Origin of the sequence: Streptomyces sp. NPDC047117, from assembly GCF_040643545.1 — a bacterium.
Lineage (GTDB): Bacteria > Actinomycetota > Actinomycetes > Streptomycetales > Streptomycetaceae > Streptomyces.
Genome location: NZ_JBEYUN010000037.1, coordinates 1 through 18,211, shown reverse-complemented (window position 1 = coordinate 18,211; position 18,211 = coordinate 1). Strand labels below are relative to the sequence as shown.

General features: G+C 69.6%; 18 protein-coding genes. 6 read left to right on the top strand and 12 right to left on the bottom strand.

Features of this window, described 5'->3' with window-relative positions:
- Positions 1-3 precede the first annotated feature (3 nt).
- Together ABZ840_RS36980 and ABZ840_RS36975 are read right to left on the bottom strand one after the other, a co-directional pair.
- Positions 4-1,539, bottom strand: coding sequence for an NCS1 family nucleobase:cation symporter-1 (locus ABZ840_RS36980; protein WP_361568239.1), 1,536 nt, complete (start codon positions 1,537-1,539; stop codon positions 4-6).
- A 141-nt stretch (positions 1,540-1,680) separates the two neighbouring features.
- Positions 1,681-2,466, bottom strand: a complete 786-nt coding sequence (locus ABZ840_RS36975) for an aspartate/glutamate racemase family protein (protein WP_361568236.1) — start codon at positions 2,464-2,466, stop codon at positions 1,681-1,683.
- 362 nt (positions 2,467-2,828) lie between these two features.
- On the opposite strand from ABZ840_RS36975, the gene ABZ840_RS36970 reads away from it, so the two are divergent.
- Positions 2,829-3,629 carry an IclR family transcriptional regulator gene (locus ABZ840_RS36970; RefSeq protein ID WP_361568233.1) on the top strand — a complete coding sequence of 267 codons (801 nt, stop codon included), beginning with the start codon at positions 2,829-2,831 and terminating at the stop codon, positions 3,627-3,629.
- 80 nt (positions 3,630-3,709) lie between these two features.
- On the opposite strand, the gene ABZ840_RS36965 is transcribed toward ABZ840_RS36970, so the two are convergent.
- The gene (locus tag ABZ840_RS36965; protein WP_361568230.1) at positions 3,710-3,985 is read right to left on the bottom strand and encodes a DUF5955 family protein; all 276 of its coding nucleotides are present in this window, start codon (positions 3,983-3,985) and stop codon (positions 3,710-3,712) included.
- Between the two features lie 441 nt (positions 3,986-4,426).
- Here ABZ840_RS36965 and ABZ840_RS36960 point away from each other — a divergent pair, with 441 nt between their 5' ends.
- From ABZ840_RS36960 to ABZ840_RS36950, 3 genes are all read left to right on the top strand, one after another.
- Complete coding sequence (locus tag ABZ840_RS36960) at positions 4,427-5,113, top strand: nucleotidyltransferase family protein (protein WP_361568227.1); 687 nt, start codon at positions 4,427-4,429, stop codon at positions 5,111-5,113.
- A gap of 226 nt (positions 5,114-5,339) precedes the next feature.
- On the top strand, positions 5,340-6,959 hold the full coding sequence (gene aceB, locus ABZ840_RS36955; RefSeq protein WP_361568223.1) for a malate synthase A: 1,620 nt from the start codon (positions 5,340-5,342) through the stop codon (positions 6,957-6,959).
- Positions 6,960-7,139: 180 nt separating this feature from the next.
- Positions 7,140-7,994 carry a chitosanase gene (locus tag ABZ840_RS36950; protein WP_361568220.1) on the top strand — a complete coding sequence of 285 codons (855 nt, stop codon included), beginning with the start codon at positions 7,140-7,142 and terminating at the stop codon, positions 7,992-7,994.
- A gap of 134 nt (positions 7,995-8,128) precedes the next feature.
- Here ABZ840_RS36950 and ABZ840_RS36945 read toward each other — a convergent pair whose 3' ends face one another.
- From ABZ840_RS36945 to ABZ840_RS36905, 9 genes are all read right to left on the bottom strand, one after another.
- Entirely contained in the window at positions 8,129-9,526 is a 1,398-nt protein-coding gene (locus ABZ840_RS36945) for a nucleobase:cation symporter-2 family protein (RefSeq protein ID WP_361568217.1), read from the bottom strand.
- A gap of 148 nt (positions 9,527-9,674) precedes the next feature.
- Positions 9,675-11,105, bottom strand: a complete 1,431-nt coding sequence (locus tag ABZ840_RS36940; RefSeq protein ID WP_361568215.1) for a nucleobase:cation symporter-2 family protein — start codon at positions 11,103-11,105, stop codon at positions 9,675-9,677.
- Positions 11,106-11,457: 352 nt separating this feature from the next.
- The gene (locus ABZ840_RS36935) at positions 11,458-12,858 is read right to left on the bottom strand and encodes an 8-oxoguanine deaminase (RefSeq protein ID WP_361568212.1); all 1,401 of its coding nucleotides are present in this window, start codon (positions 12,856-12,858) and stop codon (positions 11,458-11,460) included.
- Positions 12,859-12,901: 43 nt separating this feature from the next.
- Entirely contained in the window at positions 12,902-14,311 is a 1,410-nt protein-coding gene (locus tag ABZ840_RS36930) for a nucleobase:cation symporter-2 family protein (RefSeq protein ID WP_361568210.1), read from the bottom strand.
- An 89-nt stretch (positions 14,312-14,400) separates the two neighbouring features.
- Positions 14,401-15,333, bottom strand: a complete 933-nt coding sequence (pucL, locus tag ABZ840_RS36925; RefSeq protein ID WP_361568207.1) for a factor-independent urate hydroxylase — start codon at positions 15,331-15,333, stop codon at positions 14,401-14,403.
- Positions 15,334-15,340: 7 nt separating this feature from the next.
- Positions 15,341-15,757: a hydroxyisourate hydrolase gene (gene uraH / locus ABZ840_RS36920; RefSeq protein WP_361568204.1), complete on the bottom strand. Its 417-nt coding sequence runs from the start codon at positions 15,755-15,757 to the stop codon at positions 15,341-15,343.
- Positions 15,754-16,266, bottom strand: coding sequence for a 2-oxo-4-hydroxy-4-carboxy-5-ureidoimidazoline decarboxylase (gene uraD, locus ABZ840_RS36915; protein ID WP_361568202.1), 513 nt, complete (start codon positions 16,264-16,266; stop codon positions 15,754-15,756). Before uraD ends, uraH begins: the two co-directional genes overlap by 4 nt.
- A gap of 176 nt (positions 16,267-16,442) precedes the next feature.
- Positions 16,443-16,823, bottom strand: a complete 381-nt coding sequence (locus tag ABZ840_RS36910; RefSeq protein ID WP_361568199.1) for a helix-turn-helix domain-containing protein — start codon at positions 16,821-16,823, stop codon at positions 16,443-16,445.
- The gene (locus tag ABZ840_RS36905; RefSeq protein ID WP_361568197.1) at positions 16,820-17,089 is read right to left on the bottom strand and encodes a hypothetical protein; all 270 of its coding nucleotides are present in this window, start codon (positions 17,087-17,089) and stop codon (positions 16,820-16,822) included. Before ABZ840_RS36905 ends, ABZ840_RS36910 begins: the two co-directional genes overlap by 4 nt.
- Positions 17,090-17,224: 135 nt before the next feature.
- On the opposite strand from ABZ840_RS36905, the gene ABZ840_RS36900 reads away from it, so the two are divergent.
- Together ABZ840_RS36900 and ABZ840_RS36895 are read left to right on the top strand one after the other, a co-directional pair.
- Complete coding sequence (locus ABZ840_RS36900; RefSeq protein WP_361568194.1) at positions 17,225-18,070, top strand: TIM barrel protein; 846 nt, start codon at positions 17,225-17,227, stop codon at positions 18,068-18,070.
- 25 nt (positions 18,071-18,095) lie between these two features.
- Positions 18,096-18,211 (top strand): NAD(P)-binding domain-containing protein (locus tag ABZ840_RS36895; RefSeq protein WP_361568277.1); only part of this gene is annotated, 116 nt, incomplete at its 3' end.

Here is an 18,211-nt window from a genome sequence, read left to right as displayed (position 1 = left end):
CCCTCAAGCCCCCTCGGCGGCCTTGACCCGCATCTGCTCCAGGCCCTGCTCCGGGTTCTCGACAGGGGCCCTGACCTGCGAAGAAATGATCTCGTCAGGGATCTCGCCGGTCGTACGGGCGCGCCGCGAGACGAAGAAGTACAGCGCCCCCGCGACGCCCATGCCGAACACCCAGGAGAACGGCGCCAGGACGTCGAAGGCCGGCACCAGGGCGATCACCGCGGAGACCACCGCGGACGGCACGAAGGCGAGCACGGCCTTCGGGTTGTAGCCCTTGCGGTAGTGGTACTCGCCCGCCGCGTCGGCCGCGAACAGCGCGTCCACGTCGATCCGGCCGCGGCGGATGAAGTAGTAGTCGACGAGGAGGATCGCCACCAGCGGACCGAGGAACGCGCCGAGGGCCCCGAGGAAGTACTGGATCACCAGCGCCGAGGAGTACAGCTTCCAGGGCATGACGACGATCGCGAGCACCGCGGTGATCATGCCGCCGCGCTTGAAGTTCAGGTACTTCGGCGCGAGGTTGGCGAAGTCGTACGCGGGCGAGACGAAGTTGGCGACGACGTTGATGCCGATGGTGGCGACGATGAAGGAAATGGCGCCGATGATCGTCACGACCGGGTTGTCGATCTTCTGGATGACCTTCACCGGGTCGTAGATCGCCTCGCCGAACACGGAGATCGTGCCGGCCGTGACCAGCACGGCGACGACCGCGAAGGCGGTGAAGTTCACCGGCAGACCGATGAGGTTGCCGCGCCTGTAGGCCCGGTGATCAGGGGTGAAGCGCGCGAAGTCGGCGTAGTTGAGCACCAGCGTGAGGAACGTGGCGACCGTCAGGCTGACCGCGATCAGGCTCTGGCGCGCCTGTTCGCCACCGCTCAGCCCGGTGAGGCTGTCGGTGAGCGAGATGTCCCCACCCGCCTCGACGACGAGATAGACGGCGAGCGCGAGGACGACCAGCCAGACGACCGGCCCGGTCGCGAAGTCCTGCACCTTGCGGATGAACTCCATGCCGCGGGTCAGCAGCACCGCCTGGAGGCCCCACATGATCATGAAGGAGATCCAGCCGAGGGTGGAGAGCCCGAGGACGGAATTGTGGTGGTACTGGTCCAGGCCGGGCGCGACCTGGAGCACGAGCAGCACGACGGCCGTGGACGCGAGCCAGGTCTGGATGCCGTACCAGGCGACCGCCATCACCGCCCGCAGGAGCGCCGGGATGTTCGCGCCGTAGACGCCCCAGCTGGCGCGGGCGAGCACCGGATAAGGGACGCCGGTGCGGTGCCCCGCGTGCCCCATGCGGTTCATCAGCCAGTACACGATCGTGATGCCGGCCAGCAGCGCGAGGAAGACCTCCCAGGCCGGCAGGCCCAGCACGAAGAGGCTGGAGGCGAAGGCGTAGTTGCTGATCGCGTGGGTGTCGGACATCCACAGCGCGAAGACGCTGTAGGTGCCCCATTTGCGTTCCGGGGCCGGAGCCAGGTCCTCGTTGTAGAGGCGGAGGTCCGGTTGCAGCGGGGGTGGTGCAGATGGTGCCGGTGCCACGTGATCCTCCCGGGCGGATGGGAACGGAACCTCAACTGCTGTGCGGGTGCGGTCCTTGCGGGCTTCGCGGTTCTTACGACCCCTGCGGTCCCTGCCCGCAAAGACATCAGATGCCTGACGTCTAGTGATAGACCTCAGACATCAGATGCCTGATGTCTGTGCGGAAAATTCGGCGTTACGCGGGGACGAGGCGGCCGAAAGGGACAGATGGGTACTCAGTGGCCAGGAGCCGATCCGCTTGGGGCGCGGCGCGGCGAAGCTCCGTACGGCGCTGGTCGCGAGCCCCAGCCCGGCCACCGCCTCGGCGAACTTCACGGCGGCGGCGACGCCGTCCACGACCGGCACGCCCAGCTCGGCGGAGACCCGCTCCTGGAGCCCGGCCATGCCACCGCAGCCCAGGCAGATCACCTCGGCGCCGTCGCGTACGACCTCGCGGGCCGTCTCGACGATGACCCGGGTGGTCCGGTCCGCGTCCTCCTCCAGCTCCAGTACGCCGAGGCCGGTACCGCGGACGCCGGCGCAGCGCTGGAGCAGCCCGGCGGTCAGCAGCCGGTCGCGGATCTGCGGCACGGCGCGGTCCAGGGTGGTGACGACGCCGTAGGAGTGGCCGAGCATCATCGCCATCTGGGCGGCGCTCTCGGTGATGTCCAGGACGGGCACGTCCAGCAGCTCCTGGGCGCCTTCCCGGCCGGGCTCCCCGAACCCGGCCATGACCAGGGCGTCGTAGGAGAAGTCCAGGGTGGTGAGGCGGTCCAGGACGGCCGCGGCGCTGAGGTAGCCCTCGAAGTGGCCCTCGATCGACTCCGGGCCCCAGAGCGGCTCGGTGGCGATGATCTCGGTGCCGAGGGACGCGACGGCGGTGGCGGTGGCGCGGATCGAGGCGGTCATGGAAGCCGTGGTGTTCGGGTTCATGACGAGAATGCGCATGACACTCCAGGAAGCCGGAGGCTCCAACGCGGGAAGCGGTACGGGAGGCTCGGTACGGCCGGCCGGACGGGGCGGCGGCAGCGGACGGCCCGACGCTTCGGTGAATTGGAGGATTCCACAGAATGGGCAGTAGCTTTCGAGGTGCAGAACGTAGCTTCGCCCACTAGGACCGTCAAGGGATCCTGGCGAGTAACCCAGGTCGCACCCCCGGCCGGTCACCAAACGGCGGCTGACCGGCAGGAACGACTGTGCGATAGACAGTGTGTCGACAGAAGGGGAACGGTAGGCTGCTCCCGGTCGGACGCGGAATCCCCCTCTGCACGCGCCGGGCCCGACACCACCTGATCCGAAAGGAACGCGACGTGCCGCCGTCCAGCGCCAGCCCTTCCGACGCAGCCAAGCCCGCAGCCGCGAGCGGGGGCGTCCAGTCCCTTGAGCGCGCCTTCGACCTGCTGGAACGGATGGCAGATGCCGGCGGCGAGGTCGGCCTCAGCGAGCTGTCGGCCAGCAGCGGGCTGCCGCTGCCCACCATCCACCGCCTGATGCGCACGCTGGTGGCCTGCGGCTACGTCCGGCAGCAGCCCAACCGCCGGTACGCGCTCGGCCCCCGCCTGATCCGCCTCGGCGAGAGCGCCTCGCGGCTGCTGGGCACCTGGGCCCGCCCGTACCTGGCCCGCCTGGTCGAGGAGACCGGCGAGACGGCGAACATGGCGCTGCTCGACGGCGACGAGATCGTGTACGTCGCCCAGGTGCCGTCGCGGCACGCGGTACGCATGTTCACCGAGGTCGGCCGGCGGGTGCTGCCGCACACCACGGGCGTGGGCAAGGCGCTGCTCGCGAACCACGCGCCGGAGGAGGTCCGCGCGCTGCTCGGACGGACCGGCATGCCGGCCTCGACCGAGAAGACGATCACCGAGCCGGACGCCTTCCTGAGCGCCCTCGAAGAGGTGCGCGGGCAGGGCTTCGCCGTGGACGACAACGAGCAGGAGATCGGCGTCCGGTGCATCGCCGTACCGGTCCCGGACTCGCCCACCGCGGCGGCCATCTCGATCTCCGGCCCGACCGGCCGGGTCACCGAGGCCGCCACGGACAAGATCGTGCCGGTCCTCCAGGAAGTCGCCCGCGAGCTGTCGGTGGCACTGGCCAACCAGACGCCGGCGTAGCGGCCGCCGGCCTCGGACGTACGAAGCGGGGCGCGGGGCATCAGGCCCCGCGCCCCGCTCTGTACGTGCGACGCAGAGATTCAGCTCCGCGGCATGTCCCCGAAGAGGTCGATGACCTTGCGTACCTCGGTGAGCGTCGGCGACAGCGCGCTGACCGAACCGACGGCACCCGCGATCAGCAGCAGGCAGCGGCGCAGCCGCGGTACTTCCGGCGTGCCGCCGGTCACCATGGCGTCCAGCGTGGCCAGTTCTTCCTCGGCGGCGCCCCGGTCGGGCAGCTCCGCGGGGTAGGCGGCCAGTTCACGGCGGAGCCGGGCGACGGCCACGCGCAGCGCCTCGACGCGCGGGTCGTCCACGACCCCGGTCTCCTGCTTCGGCCTCTGCCGCTGCCATTGCTCCACAACGACGGCATCCTCCACGGCCGTTGGTTCGCATCGCACCACATCGCCCCCTCACCCGGCCCCGCTCCATCGGGAAGCCGCGGATCAGTTAACGCCACGGTGCGCTATTCGCGCCATACGGAGAGCGAAATTCAGTTGGACCTTTCACCGGCCGCCACATGACGCCCGACCGGCACCTCCGGCGCACGGACCGGGCCCCGCGCCCCCGCGGCCGGGTGCGTCACGACCGTGACCGGCGCTGTTCCCGTCGCCCCCACGGGCAAATCTGTCGCAGAATCGCCGTCGTTCCGCCCGCGGCTTGACTTCCGGTGGCGCGCCCGTGGTGCGCGGGGCGCGCTGGCGGGTTGCGCGCGACGCTGCGTGCTGCGATGCGCCGGGATGCGGTAAGCAGACCCCATGACTTCCTCCGGCGCGGACGCGCACCCCACCACTTCCCCGCCCGCCCCGCCCGCGGGAGCCGGCCGGCCCGCCGTCGCCGGGCTGCTGCTCGCGGCCGGGGGCGGCCGGCGGCTGGGCGGGCGGCCCAAGGCGCTGCTGGACTTCCGCGGCCGGCCGCTGGTCGAGAACGCCGCGCGGGTGCTGCGGAACGGCGGCTGCGGGCCCGTGCACATCGTGCTGGGCGCGGCGGCCGACACCGTACGCGCGCGGGCCGAGCTGTCCGCGTACGCCGTCACCGAGAACCCCGACTGGGCGGCGGGCATGGGCACGTCCCTCCGGGCCGGCCTCGCCGCGCTGGCCGGTACGGGCGCGGACGCCGTCGTGGTCTCGCTGGTCGACCAGCCGGGCATCGGGTCCGCCGCGGTGGCGCGGCTGGTGGCGGCGTACGAGGCGGGCGCCGATCTGGCAGCGGCGGCGTACGAGGGGCGGCGCGGACACCCGGTGCTGTTCGGCGCGGAGCGCTGGGCGGCGGTGGCGGCGGGCGCGGCGGGCGACCGCGGCGCACGGGATTACCTCGCGGCGCACGCCGACGCCCTCACGCTCGTCGAATGCGGGGACGTGGCCGAGCCGTACGACATCGACACGCCTGCCGACCTGCCCCGACTCGCAGCGGGGCGCGCCGCGCGCGGAGGTGATGGAGCGTGACCACGATGGCACTCAGCGCCATTCGATCACCTCATCTGTCGATCAAAAGAATCTCGACGTCAACAAACCATTGAACTTCCGCTATAAGGAAACTACTCTCCACTGGTCAGAAGCGCCCTGAACCCCAGACGGCGCCCGCGACCGTATCTCGGAGCCCTCGGCACCCAGTGCCGCCAGGGCGGCCCGGCGGCCGCAAGGCACCGCCGCTGAATTGGAGTGACAGCCCATGTCCGCACCAGCGCCGTCCCCGCTGGCCATCGTCGACGCCGAGCCCCTGGAGCGCCAGGACGAGGTCCTCACCGAGGCCGCCCTGGCCTTCGTGGCTGAGCTGCACCGCCGGTTCACCCCCCGCCGCGACGAGCTTCTGAAGCGCCGCGACGAGCGCCGCGCGGAGATCGCCCGGACCAGCACGCTGGACTTCCTCCCCGAGACCGCGCACATCCGCGCGGACGACTCCTGGAAGGTCGCCGAGGCCCCCGCGGCCCTGAACGACCGTCGAGTGGAGATCACCGGTCCCACCGACCGCAAGATGACCATCAACGCGCTCAACTCGGGCGCGAAGGTCTGGCTCGCCGACTTCGAGGACGCCTCCGCTCCCACCTGGGAGAACGTCGTCCTTGGCCAGCTCAACCTGACCGACGCCTACGAGCGCCGGATCGACTTCACCGACGCGCGCAGCGGCAAGTCGTACGCGCTGAAGTCCGCCGAGGAGCTCGCGACCGTCGTGATGCGGCCGCGCGGCTGGCACCTCGACGAGCGCCACCTCCAGCTCGACGGCAAGGCCGTGCCCGGCGCCCTCGTCGACTTCGGCCTGTACTTCTTCCACAACGCGAAGCGCCTGCTCGACCTCGGCAAGGGCCCGTACTTCTACCTGCCGAAGACCGAATCGCACCTGGAGGCCCGCCTCTGGAACGAGATCTTCGTCTTCGCGCAGGACTACGTCGGCGTCCCGCAGGGCACCATCCGCGCCACCGTCCTCATCGAGACGATCACCGCGGCGTACGAGATGGAGGAGATCCTCTACGAGCTGCGCGACCACGCCTCCGGGCTGAACGCCGGCCGCTGGGACTACCTCTTCTCGATCGTGAAGAACTTCCGTGACGGCGGCGCCAAGTTCGTCCTCCCGGACCGCAACGCGGTGACCATGACGGCCCCGTTCATGCGCGCGTACACCGAGCTCCTCGTCCGTACGTGCCACAAGCGCGGCGCGCACGCGATCGGCGGCATGGCGGCCTTCATCCCGTCCCGCCGGGACGCGGAGGTCAACAAGGTCGCCTTCGAGAAGGTCCGCGCCGACAAGGACCGCGAGGCCGGCGACGGCTTCGACGGCTCGTGGGTGGCCCACCCCGACCTGGTCCCGATCGCCATGGAGTCCTTCGACAAGGTCCTCGGCGAGAAGCCGAACCAGAAGGACCGCCTGCGCGAGGACGTCAGCGTCGCCGCCGGCGACCTGATCGCCATCGACTCGCTCGACGCGAAGCCCACCTACGACGGCCTCGTCAACGCCGTCCAGGTCGGCATCCGTTACATCGAGGCGTGGCTGCGCGGCCTCGGCGCCGTGGCCATCTTCAACCTCATGGAGGACGCGGCCACCGCCGAGATCTCCCGCTCGCAGATCTGGCAGTGGATCAACGCGGGCGTGGAGTTCGAGAACGGCCAGAAGGCCACGGCCGAGCTCGCCCGCGAGGTCGCCGCGACCGAACTCGACGCGATCCGCAAGGAGATCGGCGAGGAGGCCTTCGCCGCCGGCAAGTGGCAGCAGGCCCACGACCTCCTCCTCCAGGTCTCCCTGGACACCGACTACGCCGCCTTCCTCACCCTCCCGGCCTACGACCAGCTGGTCTGACGCCCCGCACGCCCAGCGCCCCCGCCGCACCCCGCGGCGGGGGCGCTCGCGTATGCCGGGGCCGCATCGGCCAACTCCCCCGTACCTGACGGGTATACGTCAACCCTCGGGTCTGGTAGGAAAGCTTCCTAACGATTGGGGAACCCCCCACGGAACTCTCCTGACTGGAGGCGATCCATCATGCGCACCCGATCGAAGAGCGTGGCGTTCGGCAGGCCTGCCGTTCGTGTGGTGCTCGGGCTGGCTCTGCTGGCCGTGCCGGCGACCGCTGTGGCGAGCACCGGCCCCTCCCCCGCCCGTCACGTGGAAGCCGGGCAGCGGGCCGCGGCCGGGCTCGATGATCCGGCGAAGAAGGAGATCGCCATGCAGCTGGTGTCCAGTGCGGAGAACTCCTCGCTGGACTGGAAGGCGCAGTACGGCTACATCGAGGACATCGGGGACGGCCGCGGGTACACCGGCGGCATCATCGGGTTCTGCTCCGGTACGCACGACATGCTGGAGCTGGTGGAGCTCTACACGAAGCGCAAGCCGGGGAACGTGCTCGCCAAGTACCTGCCCGCGCTGCGGGAGGTGGACGGGAGTGACTCGCACGAGGGGCTGGACCCGAATTTCACCAAGGACTGGAAGAAGGCGGCCCAGGACTCGGCGTTCCAGAAGGCGCAGAACGATGAGCGGGACCGGGTGTACTTCAACCCGGCGGTGAAGCAGGGGAAGGCCGACGGGGTCGGGGTGCTCGGGCAGTTCGCGTACTACGACGCCCTCGTGATGCACGGGGGCGGGAACGACGCGACCAGCTTCGGGAGCATACGGAAGAAGGCGTTGGCCAAGGCCAAGCCGCCGGCCCAGGGCGGGGACGAGAAGAAGTACCTCGGCGCCTTCCTGGACGCGCGGGTGTGGGCCATGAAGCAGGAGGAGGCACACAGTGACACCAGCCGCGTGGACACCGCGCAGCGCGTCTTCCTGAACAAGGGGAACCTGAACCTGGACCCGCCGCTGGACTGGAAGGTGTACGGGGACCCGTTCCACATCGGCTGATCACCGGCCCGTACGGCAGCGGCCCGTACAGCACGGCCCGTACGGCAGGCCCGTACGGCGTACCGCGCACCGGCGGGCGGGGGCACCCCACGCACCCCCGCCCGCCGGAGACCTGGTGCCGGCGGTGCGGCCCGTCAGTGTGCGGCGGCCGGTTCCTCCGCCGTCGCGCGGGCGCGCTTCCCCAGGTGGTTGAAGACCAGGTTCAGGGTGACGGCCAGCAGGCAGCCGGTGGAGATGCCCGAGCCGAGGACGATCTGCGCCCAGGACGGGAACGCGTCGTAGAAGCCCTTGGAGAGGGCGGGGGCGAGGCCGGCGCCGAGGGTGACGACGACGATCAGCGCGTTGTCGCCGCGGTGCAGGTCGGCCTGGAGCAGGGTCTGGATGCCGCTGACGGCGATGGAGCCGAAGAGGAAGAGGCTGACGGCGGCCAGTACCGGCATGGGGACGACCGAGATCAGCGCGGCGGCGGCCGGGCTGAGGCCGATGAGGACGAGCAGGCCGCCGCTCAGGGCCACCACGAAGCGGCTGCGGACGTTGGAGATGACGACCAGGCCGATGTTCTGCGCGAAGGCGCTCGCGTGAAAGGCGTTGAAGAGCGGGCTGAGCGCGGAGCCGAGGCTGTCGGCACGAAGGCCGCGGGCGATGGTCTTCTCGTCGACCTCCTTGTCCACGATCTTGCCCAGGGCGATCATGTCGGCGGTCGACTCGGTGAGGATCACCAGCATGACCACGCACATCGAGATGATCGCGGGGAGCGAGAACTGCGGGGCGCCGAAGTGCAGGGGCGCGGGGATGCCGAACAGGTCGGCGTCGCCGAGCTTCGAGAAGTCGGCGAGGCCCATCGGGATCGCCAGCAGGGTGCCGAAGAGCATCGCGAAGAGCATGCTGATCTGCTTGAGGAAGCCGCGCGTGAACCGCTGGAGGAGCAGCATCACCACGATGGTGGCGGCGGCCAGCGCGATGTTCTTCGGGTCCGGGGTGCCGGACGGCGCGCCGTCCACGATCCACTCGTAGGCGACCGGGATCAGCGAGACGCCGATGAGGAGGATCACCGAGCCGGTGACGACCGGCGGGAAGAACCGTACGAGGCGCGAGAAGTACGAGCTGATCAGGCAGCCGAAGAGGCTGGAGACGATGATCGCGCCGAAGACGACGGGCATGCCCGCCTGTACGCCGCCCTGGGTGGTCAGGATCGTCAGCATGACGCCGACGCCCGCGAAGGAGACGCCGTTGACGAACGGCAGGCGGGAGCCGATGAAGTTGCCGATGCCGAGCGTCTGCAGGAGCGTCGCGATGCCCGCCATCAGGAGGCTGCCGCCCATGAGGACGGCGGTGTCGGCGGCGGACATCTTGGCCGCGACCGCGACGACGAGCGGTACGGAGACGGCACCGGCGTACATCGAGGCGACGTGCTGGAGGCTCGCGACGAGCATGCGGCCCGCCGGCAGCACCTCGTCGACGGGGTGAACGGCGGCGGCGGCGGTGTCCGCGGGTGGTGCGGGGGCGTCGGACGGGACGCGGGCAGAACTCATGGGTGGCGCTTCTTCCGTCTCGTACGGGATGCGGCCGGCGCCGCCCCTGGTCTCCGTGGGCGTACGGCAGGCGTACGGGGAGCCCAGGGCGGGCCGGCCTCAAGACTGGAAAGTAACTTCCGTCTGCGCTGGGCGGGACGACGTTACGTCAGTGCACCCCGGCAGCGGAAGACCCTTCTGCTGGTCGCTGCGACGGAATTCCATCTTCCAGAAGTCCCGCCGACGTCCCCTGTTCACCTTCACGGCCTGCGCGAAGGTGATTGAAGAGCAGGTTGAGGATGATCGCGACAAGACAGCCGGTGGAGATACCGGAGTCCAGCACGACCAGCAGGTCCTTCGGGAAGTTGTGGTAGAAGTCGGGCGCCGCGATCGGTATCAGGCCGATCCCGACGGCCGCCGCGACGATCAGCGCGTTCTCGCCCTTCTCCAGGGCCGCCGTGGACAGCGTCTGGATGCCGCTGGCGGCGACCGAGCCGAAGAGCACGATGCCCGCGCCGCCCAGCACCGGCAGCGGCACGAGGGAGATGACGGACGCCGCGATCGGACAGAGGCCGAGGACGATCAGGATCAGACCGCCGGTGGCGACGACGAAGCGGCTGCGCACCTTGGTCATCGCGACCAGGCCGATGTTCTGCGCGAACGCGCTGTTGGCGAAGCCGTTGAAGAGCGGGCTGATCGCCGTGCCGAGGGTGTCGGCGCGCAGACCGCCCTCGATGGTGCGCTCGTCCGCGGGCCGCCCGACGATCTTCCCGAGCGCCAGCATGTCGGCGGTCGACTCGGTCATGCAGACCAGCATCACGATGCACATCGAGATGATCGCGGCGATGTCGAACTGCGGGGCGCCGAAGTGGAAGGGCGTCGGGAAGCCGATGATGTCGGCCTTGGTGATCACACTGAAGTCGGTGATGCCGACGGGTATCGCGATCAGGGTGCCGGCGATCAGGCCGAGCAGGATGGATATCTGCTGGAGGAAGCCGCGCAGGGTGCGCCGCAGTACCAGCACGATCACGAACGTCAGCGCCGCCATGCCGATATTGGTCAGCGAACCGTAGTCCGGCGCCGCCTCGTTGCCGCCCTGGGACCAGTTGAAGGCCACCGGGAGGAGCGAGACGCCGATCAGGGTGATGACGGTGCCGGTGACGACCGGCGGGAAGAAGCGGACCAGCTTGGAGAAGTACGGGGCGAGAACGAAGCCCAGTACACCGGCGACGATCACCGCGCCGAAGATGATCGGCAGGGCGTTCTCGGGGCTCTGCGCCTTGCCGATGGCGACCATCGGGGTGACACCGGCGAAGGACACGCCGTTGACGAACGGGAGCTTGGCGCCGACCTTCCAGAAGCCGAGCGTCTGCAACAGGGTCGCGATGCCGGCGGTGAAGAGGCTGGCGCCCATGAGGAACGCGGTCTCGGTCGCGCTCAGCCCGCAGGCCGGCCCGACGATCATCGGCGGGGCCACCACACCCGCGTACATGGCGGCCACATGCTGCAGACCACTGGTGAACATTTTGAAAGGCGGGAGGGTTTCGTCGACCGGGTGTTTCCGGTCCCCCTCCACGTGCTGCCCGGGAGTTGCGGCCACTGCGGGCCTCCTTCGATTTCTGTACCACCGGGCCGGTGGTACGAGCCTGTCACGGAGGGCTTGCCAGGTGATGCCGTGCGAAATGCGGGTGCAGGTGCGGCTGCGAGTGGGCGCTCTTGGCGCGTGAGGGGGGTTGTGCGGGGTGACACGGGTGGTGCGGGGCGGGAAGTGCGTGGGTGACGCGGTGCGCGGGTGGAACCGGACCGGGGACGCGGGTGGTGCCCGCGTCCCCGGGTACGGCGCTTGTGGATCCCGCTCGGATCCACAAGCTCAGCCGGGGGCCGTCCCCCCCGGCCGAGTCTTCAGGTGTGCCGTACGGGCCGTGCCGTACGGGTTCTTCGTACCGCCGGGGTCAGCCCTCGGCGGCGATGCGGGCCAGCCGCTGCGACTCGCTCCGCGCACTGCGCGCCACGGCGTCCTCGTCGACGGTGGTGAGGCGGTTGTCCTCCACCACCGGCTTGCCGTTGACGAGCGAGAGGGTCACCGGGGCCGCCGCGCCGAAGACCAGCGCGGTGACCGGGTCGGCGATGGTGGAGTGGCCGATGCCGTCCAGCTTCCACAGCACCAGGTCGGCGAGCTTGCCCGCCTCGACCGAGCCGATCTGCCCGGACCGGCCGAGCACCCGCGCGCCGCCGAACGTGCCCAGGCGCAGCGCCTGACGGGCGTTCAGGGCGGCCTCGCGGTGCGGGCCGAGGCGGTTGATCAGCAGCGCGTTGCGCAGTTCGGTGTGCAGCTCACCGGACTCGTTGGAGGCGGTGCCGTCCACGCCGAGGCCGACCGGGACGCCGGCCGCGAGCATGTCCGGTACGCGGGCGATGCCGGCCGCGAGCCGGGCGTTGGACGACGGGCAGTGGGCGACGCCGGTGCCCGTGCGGGCGAAGGCGTCGATGTCGGAGTCGTTCATGTGGACGCAGTGCGCCATCCACACGTCCTCGCCGAGCCAGCCGGTGGACTCGAAGTAGTCGGTCGGGCCCATGCCGAACAGCTCGTGGCAGAACTTCTCCTCCTCCACGGTCTCGCTGCCGTGGGTGTGGAGCCGTACGCCCTTGCGGCGGGCCAGCTCCGCGCCCTGCCGCAGCAGGTCGGTGGAGACGGAGAACGGCGAGCAGGGCGCGACGGCGACCTGCGTCATCGCGTCGAAGGAAGCGTCGTGGTGCCGGTCGATGGTCTCCTCGGTGGCCGCGAGCGCGCCCTCCAGGGACTCCACCGCGAAGTCCGGCGGCAGCCCGCCGTCGGACTCACCGCGGTCCATCGAGCCGCGCGCCAGCGTGAACCGTACGCCCATGTCGGACCCGGCCTTGATGATGGCGCCCGACAGGTCGCCGGAACCGCGCGGGTAGACGTAGTGGTGGTCCATGGCGGTGGTGACACCGCCGCGGGCCATCATGGCCAGCGAACCCTGTGCGGCCGCGGCCGCCATCGGCTCGTCGATACGGGCCCAGGTCGGGTACAGCGCGACCAGCCAGTTGAACAGGTTGTGGTCGGTCGCGAGGCCCCGGGTGATCCACTGGTAGAAGTGGTGATGGGTGTTGACCAGGCCCGGAGTGAGCAGGTGGCCGGTGCCGTCGACGCGGCGGACGACACCGTCCAGGCCCTCGGGCGCGGCTCCCGCGCCCACCGACTCGATCCGGTTGCCGGCGACGACGACATGCCCCGAGGCGTACTCGGTGTCGTCGGCGTCGACGGTCGCGATCGCGCAGTTCTCGATGATGATGCGCGCGACCGCGCTGTCAGGGGATGCCGATGCTGCCATGGCGGTTCCTTCGTTCTCTGGCGGTTTTGGGCACGGCATGGCCCTACGGGATTTGAGTGCCGGAGCCGGGCGATGCAGCTGACAGTACTGCCGCCCGTGTGGTGCTCCGGGTGCCGAGATGATGGAAGAACAGGTTGAGCAGGACCGCGACGAGCGCGCCGGCGCTGATACCGGAGCCGAGGACGGTCTGTGCCCAGGCGGGGAAGTCTTCGTAGAAGGTCGGCGCGGCGAGCGGGATGATTCCGGCGCCGAGCGACACGGCCACGAGGATGATGTTGGAGCTGTCGTCCAGGCCGGCCTCGGAGAGCGTACGGATGCCGCTGACCGCTATGGAGCCGAAGAGGACGATGCCGGCACCGCCGAGGACGGGCATCGGCACGAGGCTGACGACCGCGCCGAGGACGGGGAAGGCACCGAGGACGATGAGGGCGCCGCCCGCGACGGCGACGACGTAGCGGCTGCGTACCTTCGTGAGCGACACGACGCCGACGTTCTGGGCGAAGGCGCTGGTGGGGAAGCCGCCGAAGATCGGTCCGATGAGCGTGGCGATGCCGTCCGTGCGCAGGCCGCGGGTGATGGTCCGGCCGGTGCACTCGCGGTCGCAGATCTCGCCGAGGGCCAGCATGCCGGCCGAGGACTCGGTCATCAGGACGAGCATGACGATGCACAGCGAGAGGATCGCGGCGGGCTGGAACTCCGGCGGGCCGAAGGCGAACGGCGTGGGCAGCGCGGCGACGGGCGCCTCGCGGATCGAGGAGAAGTCCGCCAGGCCGAAGGGGATCGCGGCGAGGGTGCCGATGACCAGGCCGAGGAGGAGCGCGATCTGCTTGATGAAGCCCTCGAAGAAGCGCTGGATGAGCAGGATGACGACGAGCGTGAAGCCGGCCAGTGCCAGGTACTTCATGTCGCCGTGGTCGGCGGCGTGGGCGTCGCCGCCCTGCGCCCAGCCGACCGGTACGGGCATCAGCGTCACGCCGATGAGTGTGATCACGACACCGGTCACCAGCGGCGGGAAGAACCTCAGCAGCTTGCCGAAGAAGGGACCCACTGCCAGGCAGAAGACACCTGCGACCATGACCGCGCCGTAGATCGCGGGCAGTTGGTGCCCTTTGGCGGAGGTCTCGGCGATGGCGAGCATGGGGGTGATGCCTGCCGAGGAGGCGGCGTTCACGAACGGCAGCCGGTTTCCGGCGAACCGGCCGAGGCCGATGGTCTGCAGGAGCGTGGCGAGACCGGCGATGAGGAGACTCGCGGCGATCAGCCGGGTCTGCTGGGCCGAGTCCAGGTGGGCTGCCTGGCCGATGATGAGCGGAGGGGTGACCACGCCGGCGTACATGGCGGCGATGTGCTGCAGAGCGGCGGGGACGAGCCGCTTGGGACCCAGCTTCTCGTCCACCGGGTGGACGGGAACGGGCGGTACGGGGTGTTTCTCTACGTGCGATTGCTGTGCCATGGGTCGTTCCCCTCAGGTTTCGCGGCCCCCTCCCGCCGTGCGGGTGAACGGGAGGGGGAAACGAGGCACTTCGCGGCGTGGGAGAGCCGTCAGAGGTTGGTCATGTCCACCGGGATGCGCGCGTCGACGCCGTCGCGCAGGATGGTGGCTTCGATGAGCCCGTACGGGCGGTCCGCCGCGTAGTAGACGGCGCCGTCCTTGGCCTCGTTGTCGAGACCGAAGGGCGAGAGGTCCTGGCGGAAGTGGTGCTTGTTCGGGGCCGAGAAGCGGATCTCGTCTATCTCGCTGCGGTTGTTGATGACCCGCGAACCCATTTGGTACAGCGTCTGCTGCAGGGAGAGCGAGTAGGTCTCGACGAAGGCCTGGAGGATGTGCTTCTTGGCCTGGTCGTAGGACCGCTCCCAGTTGGGCATCCGCTCGTCGTCGGACGACCAGTTGTGACGCCACCAGGTGGACAGCGACGTCGCGAGGATACGGTCGTAGTCCTCCTTGAGCGTCGTGTACTTGTCCTTGATGTAGCCCCAGAACTCGGAGTTCGTGGAGTTCATGACGGTGAGGTCCTTGAGGCCCGAGAGAACCTCGAACTTCTCGCCGTCGTACGTGATCTGCGCGAGGCGGGTCTCCTGGCCCTTGCGGACGAAGGAGTGCTTCACCTCGTCGGCGCCGATGAACTTGGAGTTGGCGTCGGAGCCGGCGATGCGCTCCCAGGCGTACTCCTCGATGCGGATGCGCGCCCGGTGGATGGACGGCTGGCTGTCGACGAAGTGCCGGGCGAGGTGGATGCCGTACTGCTCGGCGGACTCGATGCCGTATTCCTTGGCGAACGCGAAGCAGGTGTTCTTCGTCGTGTCCGTCGGCAGGCAGTTGGCGTTGGACCCGGAGAGGTGGACCTCCTCCAGGTCGCCGGAAAGGGCGACCGAGACGTTGAGGTCCTTGATGTGGTGGGTGTCGCCGTCCCGGGTGATCTTGACGACCCGGTTTTCCGCCTTGCCGTACTGGTTCTGGCCGAGAATCGTGGGCATGTCGGTGCTAGCTCCCTCGGTATACGGAGTAGCCGAACGGGTTGAGCAGCAGCGGTACGTGGTAGTGCTCGCCCGGCTTGACGGCAAAGGTGATTGCCACCTCCGGGAAGAAGGCTCCGCTGTCCCGTAGCGCGGGGGCGTCCTGCTGTTCCTCGGCTTGCTTTGTGGAACTGTGCTTATGTGAAACGAAATACGCCTCGGTCTCGAAGTCGAGACGCACGTGGGTGGTGCCGCCCGGCAGCGCCGGCAGGTCCTTGCAGCGCCCGTCCGCATCGGTCTTGGACGCGCCGTGCGCGGTCCACGCCCCGTCGCTGCCGGAGCGCACCGAGAGCGTGAGGGCCACGCCCTCTGCGGGGCGGCCGACGCTGGTGTCCAGGATGTGCGTGGACACCGACGTGTGAGCGGCAGCCGTGTCGCTGCTCATGCTGCGTCTCCTTCTGCGAGGCGGGTCAGGCGAATGCGGTTGATCTTGACGAGCTCCCCACGCACGATCTCTCGTTCGTGTTCCGGCGCGTTGTCGATCCGGTTACGGACGGCGTCCCGCATCTGCTCGGCGGTCAGGCCGGTGGCGCAGATGAGGAAGACGTGCCCGAAGCGGTCCTGGTAGGCCAGGTTCAGTTCGAGCATCTCGGCCTTGAGCTCTTCGGAAGCCCCCGCCATCCCGCGCTGTTCGCGGGATGAGGTGGGGTCCCCCGGCTTGGGGCGGCCGATCGGCGGATGCCCCGCCATCGCCTCCGCCAGATCCTCGGCGGTCAGCTCGGCCATGGCGGCGTCGCTGGCGGCGAAGAGGGCGTCGGTGTCGGCGTACGGGCGCTGCGCGAGGATCTTGCTCCCCCACGCCTCGCTGGCACACACCTCGTGCAGCGCGGCCTGGGCCTCGCTGACGTCGGCGGCATTGAACCGGGAAAGCCCCGGAGTCGGACTCGAAGACACGGGAAGCCTCCGTGGCTGCGTCGTGCTGTGCGTTGAACGGGCTGGCCATAGCTAAGTCCCCCGGCAACACCACGTCAACACTTTGTTGAAAACTCGGCAACACAAAAGCCGCCGCTCCGGAAACCCGGAGCGACGGCTTGTGACGGCTTGCAGTGACGTAAGCGAGCGGTAACCCGTCAGCTCTCGCTCTTCGCCGCGTTCTCCCTGTTCAGGTAGTTGTAGACGGTGAAGCGGCTGACACCGAGCGCGCCCGCGACGGTCTCCACGCCGTGCCGTACGGAGAAGGCGCCGCGGGCCTCCAGGATGCGCACGACCGACTGCTTGGTCTTGCGGTCCAGCTCGGCGAGTGGGCAGCCGTGCCGGCGCTCCAGGTCCGCGAGCAGGTGATCGAGGGAGTCGGAGAGGTGCGGCAGCCGCACGGCGACCCGGTCGGCGCCCTCCCAGTTCAGTACGACGTCGTCACCCTGCGCCAGCTCGGGCGCGACCATCTCCCCGCCCATCGCCTCCACCAGCGGCTTCACCGCCTGGACGAACGGGTGGTCGGCAGGCCCGGTCACCGCTCCGCCTCCCCGTTCCCGTCGCCGTCGGGGACGACATTGACCTGGAGCGAGACGCGGGTGGCACCGGCCGCCAGGGACTGCCGGAGCAGGGCGTCGACCGCGGTGAGCACCCGCTCCGCCTCGCCCTCGGCGGTGTTGCCGAAGGGGCCCACGTCAACGGCGTCCAGCTCGGCGCCCGTGACCACCTCGCGGGCCACCACGGCGTGGTCCGGAGCCTCGTCGAGGTCGAACGGTTCCGTTGTGAACTCAACTCTCAATCGCACACCGTCAACCTACTGCCGACCTCGGGCCGGCCACCACAATCGGCCGCCGGGGACCCCTTGACAGCTTTCGGCCTCGCGGGCAGTCTTCCAATAAGCAGAAAGAAAGTTTCGCAATACGGAAGGCGCTTACCCCGCATGGGCTTCACCGACACGCGCTTCGACGTCAATCTGTCGATCCTCTTCACCGAGCTGCCGCTGCTGGAGCGGCCCGCCGCGGCGGCTGCCGCCGGGTTCACGGCGGTCGAGCTGTGGTGGCCGTGGGTCGACGCGCCGGTGCCCGCGCAGTCCGAGCTGGACGCGCTGCGGGACGCGCTCAACGACGCCGGCACCCAGCTGGTCGGGCTGAACTTCTACGCCGGGCAGCTGCCCGGCCCGGACCGCGGCGCGCTGTCCCTGCCCGGCGAGGAGTCGGAGAAGTTCCGCGCCAACGTGCCCGTCGCGGTGGAGTTCGCCCGCACCATGGGCTGCACGGCGCTGAACGCGCTCTACGGCAACCGTATCGAGGGCGTCGACCCGGACCTCCAGGACGAGGTGGCCCTCGCCAACCTCACCCTGGCCGCCCGCGCCGCCGACACCATCGGTGCGACGCTGCTGATCGAGGCGCTGAACCAGCCCGAGTCGCCGCTCTGCCCGATCGTCTCGGCGCCCAAGGCGATCGAGATCGTCGACAAGGTCAACGCGGCGACGGGCCTGGGCAACGCCAAGTTCCTGATGGACCTGTACCACCTGGCGATGAACGGCGAGGACCTCAACGAGGTCATCGACACGTACACGGACAAGACCGGGCACGTGCAGATCGCCGACAACCCCGGCCGCGGCGCGCCCGGCACCGGCCACCTGGACTTCACCGACCTGGTCAACCGCCTGAAGAAGGCCGGTTACGACGGCTGGGTGGGCCTGGAGTACAAGCCCGGCGACCGCCCGAGCGCCGGCGCCTTCGAGTGGCTGCCCGCCCCGCTGCGCGCCGCTGACCAGCACTGATCCCGACCTTCGAAAGGCAATTGTCGTGAGCACTCTTCCCAAGGTCGCGTGGGTCGGTCTGGGCATCATGGGCTCCCCGATGGCGGAGAACCTGATCAAGGCCGGCTACTCCGTCACCGGCTACACCCTGGAGCAGGACAA

Excerpts from the sequence above, each read along its gene's own strand:
- ABZ840_RS36930 (WP_361568210.1), bottom strand. The coding sequence starts at position 14,311 with ATGGCACAGCAATCGCACGTAGAGAAACACCCCGTACCGCCCGTTCCC.
- aceB (WP_361568223.1), top strand. The coding sequence starts at position 5,340 with ATGTCCGCACCAGCGCCGTCCCCGCTGGCCATCGTCGACGCCGAGCCC.
- ABZ840_RS36950 (WP_361568220.1), top strand. The coding sequence starts at position 7,140 with ATGCGCACCCGATCGAAGAGCGTGGCGTTCGGCAGGCCTGCCGTTCGT.
- uraH (WP_361568204.1), bottom strand. The coding sequence starts at position 15,757 with ATGAGCAGCGACACGGCTGCCGCTCACACGTCGGTGTCCACGCACATC.
- ABZ840_RS36900 (WP_361568194.1), top strand. The coding sequence starts at position 17,225 with ATGGGCTTCACCGACACGCGCTTCGACGTCAATCTGTCGATCCTCTTC.
- ABZ840_RS36935 (WP_361568212.1), bottom strand. The coding sequence starts at position 12,858 with ATGGCAGCATCGGCATCCCCTGACAGCGCGGTCGCGCGCATCATCATC.
- pucL (WP_361568207.1), bottom strand. The coding sequence starts at position 15,333 with ATGCCCACGATTCTCGGCCAGAACCAGTACGGCAAGGCGGAAAACCGG.
- ABZ840_RS36960 (WP_361568227.1), top strand. The coding sequence starts at position 4,427 with ATGACTTCCTCCGGCGCGGACGCGCACCCCACCACTTCCCCGCCCGCC.
- ABZ840_RS36975 (WP_361568236.1), bottom strand. The coding sequence starts at position 2,466 with ATGCGCATTCTCGTCATGAACCCGAACACCACGGCTTCCATGACCGCC.
- ABZ840_RS36945 (WP_361568217.1), bottom strand. The coding sequence starts at position 9,526 with ATGAGTTCTGCCCGCGTCCCGTCCGACGCCCCCGCACCACCCGCGGAC.